Source organism: Amycolatopsis kentuckyensis (genome assembly GCF_002155975.1).
GTDB lineage: Bacteria > Actinomycetota > Actinomycetes > Mycobacteriales > Pseudonocardiaceae > Amycolatopsis > Amycolatopsis kentuckyensis.
On the sequence record NZ_MUMI01000518.1, the window covers coordinates 1 to 5,425 of the forward strand.

Annotated in this window: 5 protein-coding genes; 4 read left to right on the forward strand and 1 reads right to left on the reverse strand. The window is 73.3% G+C overall.

Features of this window, described 5'->3' with window-relative positions:
• The coding region (locus CCN39_RS39570; protein ID WP_086851170.1) for a SpoIIE family protein phosphatase at positions 1-887 on the forward strand (887 nt) is incomplete at its 5' end.
• Complete coding sequence (locus CCN39_RS39575) at positions 887-2,068, forward strand: PP2C family protein-serine/threonine phosphatase (protein ID WP_086851173.1); 1,182 nt, start codon at positions 887-889, stop codon at positions 2,066-2,068. The genes CCN39_RS39570 and CCN39_RS39575, both read left to right, overlap by 1 nt.
• Before the next feature lie 7 nt (positions 2,069-2,075).
• Here CCN39_RS39575 and CCN39_RS39580 read toward each other — a convergent pair whose 3' ends face one another.
• Positions 2,076-2,852 carry a GntR family transcriptional regulator gene (locus CCN39_RS39580; protein ID WP_086851175.1) on the reverse strand — a complete coding sequence of 259 codons (777 nt, stop codon included), beginning with the start codon at positions 2,850-2,852 and terminating at the stop codon, positions 2,076-2,078.
• A 137-nt stretch (positions 2,853-2,989) separates the two neighbouring features.
• Here CCN39_RS39580 and CCN39_RS39585 point away from each other — a divergent pair, with 137 nt between their 5' ends.
• Entirely contained in the window at positions 2,990-3,859 is an 870-nt protein-coding gene (locus CCN39_RS39585; RefSeq protein WP_086851177.1) for a Cgl0159 family (beta/alpha)8-fold protein, read from the forward strand.
• A gap of 32 nt (positions 3,860-3,891) precedes the next feature.
• A complete protein-coding gene (locus CCN39_RS39590; RefSeq protein WP_086851179.1) occupies positions 3,892-5,376 on the forward strand; it encodes a CoA-acylating methylmalonate-semialdehyde dehydrogenase in 1,485 nt (494 codons plus the stop codon).
• Positions 5,377-5,425: the final 49 nt, after the last annotated feature.

Here is a 5,425-nt window from a genome sequence, read left to right on the forward strand (position 1 = left end):
TCGCGGGCGTGCTCGCCGACCGCGCCGCGGTGGTGGCGGCCGAACTCGCGGGCAACATCGACAAGCACACCGGCGGCGGCTCGGTGTTCGTGCAGCGGGCGCTCACCGGGCGCGGCGTCGACGTGCTGGCCGCCGACGACGGTCCCGGCATGGCCGACCTCGACCACTGGCTGCTCGACGGCAACACGACGACGGCCACCCTGGGCACCGGCCTCGGCGCGGTGAAGCGGATGGCGGCCGAGTTCCGGATCACGTCCTCGCCCACGGCCGGCACGCTGGCCGCCGCCCGCCTGCTCGACCCCGCCGCGCCACCGGGCCGTCGCGCGATCGGGCACTTCCGCCTGCCCCGCGACGGCGAGGAGTACTGCGGTGACGCCATCGCGCTGGCCGACGTCACGGGCAGCCGGACGGCCGTCGTCGCCGACGGGCTCGGCCACGGACCCGACGCCGCCGAAGCCGCGGACGCCGCGGTGCGCGTGTTCACCGAGAACCCGGACCGCCCGCTGCCGCACCAGCTGACGAACATGCACCGCGCACTGCGGACCACCCGCGGCGCGGCGATCGCGCTGGTGCGGATCGCGCCGCGGCGGCTCGAGTTCTGCGGCGTCGGCAACGTCAGCGGCGCGAGCCTGGGCGGCGGCCCGTCCCGGCTGCTGCTCAGCACCCCCGGCATCGTCGGGTTCACGCTGCCATCGGCGCCGGTGCGGCATCTGGAGCTCGCCGACGACGACGTCGTGGTCCTGCACACCGACGGCGTCGGCACCGGCTGGCGCGTCCCCGGCCGGGCCCCGGACCTGCTGCTGCTCGCCGCGGACCTCGCCCACCGGCACCGCAACGCCCGCGATGACGCGGCGATGCTCGCCCTGAGCGCGGACCGGGCCGCCTGATGCGCCCCGACCTGGCCCGGATCCGGCGGCGCCTCCGCACGGCCTGCGCCGAAGCGGGCGTGCCCGCCGACGACCGCGGGCGGCTGGTCCTCGCCGTCACGTTGCTCGCCGAACCGGCGCTCACCGCGGGCGAAACGGTGGACGTGGCGACGGCGGCGTCGGACCGGCGGCTCGCCGTCACGATGCGGCTGGACCACCCGGTCAGCCAGGGCAGCCGGAACGCGCTGCCGCTGCTGCCCGAGCGCGCCGACGGCCGGACGCTGACCTGGCACCTCGCCGGCGGCCGGCCGGTGGCCCCGGCCGACCCCGACGACGACCGGGCGACGCGCGAAGAGATGCTGGCGCTGGTGGCCCGCACCGACACCCTCGTCCACGAACAGCGGAACCTCAAGCACGAGCTCGCGGAGACCAACAGCGGCGTGCTGGCGATGTACGTCGAGCTGGAGCAGCGCGACGAGCAGCTCCGCCGCGCCCACGCGGCGATCTTCCGCGAGCTGGAGGACGCGCTGCGCCCGCGGCCGCCGCTGGTGCCGGGCCTGGAGCCGGCGGTCCACTATTCGCCGACCGACCAGGACTCCCCCACCGGCGGCGACCTGTACGACTGGTTCGTCCTGCCCGGCGGCCAGGTCCACGTGACCCTGGTCGACGCGGTCGGCCACGGCGTCACCTCGACCCGCCACGCCCTGACCGTGACGCACGCGATCCGCACGCTCGCCCTGGAAGGCCACCCGTTCCGCGACCTGATCGCCCACGCGTCCCACACGCTGGCGGCGATCGAGCCGGGCCTGATGGCGACGGTCCTCCTGGCCCGCATCGACCCGGCAACGGGCCACACCCGGTTCGCGAACGGCGGCCATCCGGAGCCGGTGCTCGTCACCGCGTCCGGTTCGGCGCGCCTGCTGCCCCCACCGGTGCCCGGCCGCGGGGTCGGCTTCCCCGACCCGGGCAGCCCCGAGCTGGTCGACGTGGTCCTCGCCCCCGGCGACACGGTGCTGCTATACACGGACGGCCTGGTGGAGAGCCGCAAGGACGTCGACGAGGGCCAGTCCCGGCTCTTGGCGCTGGCCGAGCAGCTGGGCACGCACCCGGCGGCGGACCTGCCCCGCGAGCTGGTGACCCGGATGCACGACGTGGTCCTGCACGCCGACGACACGGTGGTGCTGACGCTGCGCCGGTCGTAGCCGCGGTCTACTGCGGCCCGTTGGTCAGCGAAAGGTTGAACGTGTACCGGGACGCCCGGTACACGTGCCACCCGTACTCGACCACCCGCCCCGAGTCGTCGTAGGTCGTGCGCTGCATCGTGAGCAGCGCGGCCCCCGGCTCCTCCCCGAGCAGTTCCGCGTCCTCTTCGGTCGCGAGCCGGGCACCGATGTTCTGCTCGGCCGCGTGCAGCCGCACCCCCGCCGACCGCAGGAGCTGGTAGAGCCCGCGCTCGCGCAGCTCGTCGTCGCCCGGGTCGATGACGCCGTCGGGCAGGTAGTTGTTCATCAGGGCGAGCGGCTCGCCGTCGGTCGAGCGGAGCCGCTTCAGCCGCCGCACCCGGGTCAGCCCGGGTGCTTCCAGCAGCTCGGCCACGTCGGCGCCGGCCTCTTCGACCTGGTTGACCAGCACCGCCGACTCCGGCTTGCCGCCCAGCCCGGCGAGGTCGTCGAACAGGCTGCTCAGCCGCAGCGGCCGGGCGACCTTCGTGCGGACGACCTGGGTGCCGACACCGCGCCGCCGCACGAGCAGGCCCTGGTTGACCAGCGTCTGGATCGCCTGGCGGATCGTCGGCCGCGACAGGCGCAGGCTCGCGGCGAGGTCGACCTCGTTGTCCAGCCGCGCCCCCGCCGGCAGCCTGCCGTCCTCGATCGCGGCGTGCAGCTGCCGGGACACCTGGAAGTACAGCGGCTCGGGGCTGCCCGGGTCCAGGACGATCTCGCGCCCCGCGTCCCAGGCCGGGAAGGTGACGTCCAGGTTGCTCATCCGCGAAGCGTACCGCCTCCGGGTCACCTGTAGGGATGACCTGTTGTCCATATGTCTTGACAAAGTCCCGGGCCGCTGGAATCGTCGCCTCCAGGAGCACGAGGGCCGTGCCCCGGAGACCGGCTGGGAGCGAAACCGTGACCGACGTGCTGCGCCGCATCGTCGCCCAACGCGTGCACGATCCGGGAGCGATCGCCGCCGCGGCCGCGAACCGCGTCCGGGCCGAGTCACCCTTCAACGACAAGGGCCGCATGATGATCATCGCGGCGGACCACCCCGCCCGCGGCGCGAACGCGGTGGGCGGCAACCCCACGGCGATGGCCGACCGCGGCGAGCTGCTGGAGCGGCTGTGCCTGGCCCTGGAACGCCCGGGGGTCACCGGTGTCCTGGCCACCGCGGACGTCATCGACGACCTGCTGCTGCTCGGCGTGCTGGACGGCAAGACGGTGATCGGGTCGATGAACCGCACCGGGCTGGCCGGGTCGAGCTTCGAGATCGACGACCGCTTCGCCTGCTACGACGCGGAAGCCATCGAGCGGATGCGGTTCGACGGCGGCAAGACCCTGACCCGGATCTGCCTGGAGGACCCGGCCACGCCCGGCGTCCTGGAGAACACCGCGAAGGCGGTCAACGAGCTGGCCGACCGCAAGCTGATCGCGCTGGTCGAGCCGTTCCTGTCGCGGTGGGTCGACGGGCGCGTGCAGAACGACCTCTCCCCCGACGCCGTGATCAAGTCGATCACGATCGCCGCCGGTCTCGGCCGTTCGTCGGCCTACACCTGGCTCAAGCTGCCGGTGGTGGACGACATGGAGCGCGTGCTGGCGTCCTCGACGCTGCCGGCCGTCCTGCTCGGCGGCGAGGTCAAGGACCCGGACGCGGCCTTCGCCGCCTGGCAGCGGGCGCTGACCCAGCCGACCGTGCAGGGCCTGGTGGTCGGCCGGTCGCTGCTCTACCCCCACGACGGCGACGTCGCCAAGGCCGTCGACACCGCGGTGGGCCTGCTGTGAGCCCGCACCCCCGCCACTACCCGGAGGACCCCGTGAACACCATCGAACACTGGATCAACGGCGCCGCCACCCCGGCGGGCTCGACCCGCACGGCGCCGGTTTACGACCCGGCCACCGGACAGCGGCAGGCGTCGGTCCTCCTCGCCGAAGCGTCCGATGTGGACACCGCGGTCGCGGCCGCCGCCAAAGCTTTCGAGTCCTGGGGCAACTCCTCGCTGTCCCAGCGCACCAAGGTGCTGTTCGCCTTCCGCGAGCTGCTCGTCCGGCACGAAGACGAACTCGCCCGGATCATCTCCGCCGAACACGGCAAGGTGATCGAGGACGCCCGCGGCGAGATCGTCCGCGGCCGCGAGGTCGTCGAGTACGCCTGCGGCATCGCCGACGCCCTCAAGGGCAGCTTCTCCGACCAGGTCTCCCGCGACGTCGACGTCCACGACTTCCGCCAGCCCCTCGGCGTGGTCGCCGGGATCACCCCGTTCAACTTCCCGATCATGGTGCCGCTCTGGATGCACCCGATCGCCATCGCCACCGGCAACACGTTCGTCCTCAAGCCCAGCGAACGCGACCCATCGGCCGCCAACTACGTCGCCCGCCTCTACGCCGAAGCCGGCCTGCCCGACGGCGTCTTCAACGTCGTCCACGGCGACAAGGTGGCGGTCGACGCGATCCTCGACCACCCCGGCATCGCCGCGGTGTCCTTCGTCGGCTCCACCCCGATCGCCAAGTACGTCCACGAACGCGGAACGGCGGCCGGCAAACGCGTCCAGGCCCTCGGCGGCGCCAAGAACCACGCGGTCGTCCTGCCCGACGCCGACCTCGAGTTCGCCGCCGACCACCTCACCGCCGCCGCGTACGGCTCCGCCGGCCAACGCTGCATGGCCATCTCCGTCGGCGTGGCGGTCGGCCCGGCCGGCGACAAGCTGGTGGAGATCCTCGAACGCAAAGCCCGCGAAGTGCGGGTCGGCCCCGGCACCGACCCGGCCAGCGACATGGGCCCGGTGGTCACCGAAGCCGCCCGCGAACGCGTCGAAAACTCCATCGCCCGCGGCGCCGAGCAGGGCGCGAAGGTCGTCGTCGACGGCCGCGGCCTGAAGGTCGACGGCCACGAGGAAGGCTTCTTCGTCGGCCCGTCCCTGCTGGACGAGGTCACCCCGGAGATGGACGCCTACCGCGAGGAAATCTTCGGCCCCGTCCTGGCGATCGTCCGCGCCCGGACCCTCGACGAAGCGATCGCCGTCATCAACGCCAACCCCTACGGCAACGGAACCGCCGTCTTCACCGCCAGCGGCGAAGCGGCCCGCAAGTTCCAGCGCGAGGTCAAGGTCGGCATGATCGGCGTCAACGTCCCGATCCCGGTCCCGATGTCGTACTACTCCTTCGGCGGCTGGAAGGACTCCCTCATCGGCGACAGCCCCATCCACGGCCCCGCCGGCGTCCGCTTCTACACCCGCGCCAAGGTCGTCACCACCCGCTGGCCACACTCGGAGGCCGCCTTCAACTTCCCCACCTCCAGCTGAGACGGCGGGCGGAGCGTCCGGACGCTCCGCCCGCCGTCGCAGCTGGAGG

Bases quoted from the DNA above. Each gene is read 5' to 3' on its own strand.
- CCN39_RS39580 (WP_086851175.1), bottom strand. From the start codon at position 2,852: ATGAGCAACCTGGACGTCACCTTCCCGGCCTGGGACGCGGGGCGCGAG.
- CCN39_RS39575 (WP_086851173.1), top strand. From the start codon at position 887: ATGCGCCCCGACCTGGCCCGGATCCGGCGGCGCCTCCGCACGGCCTGC.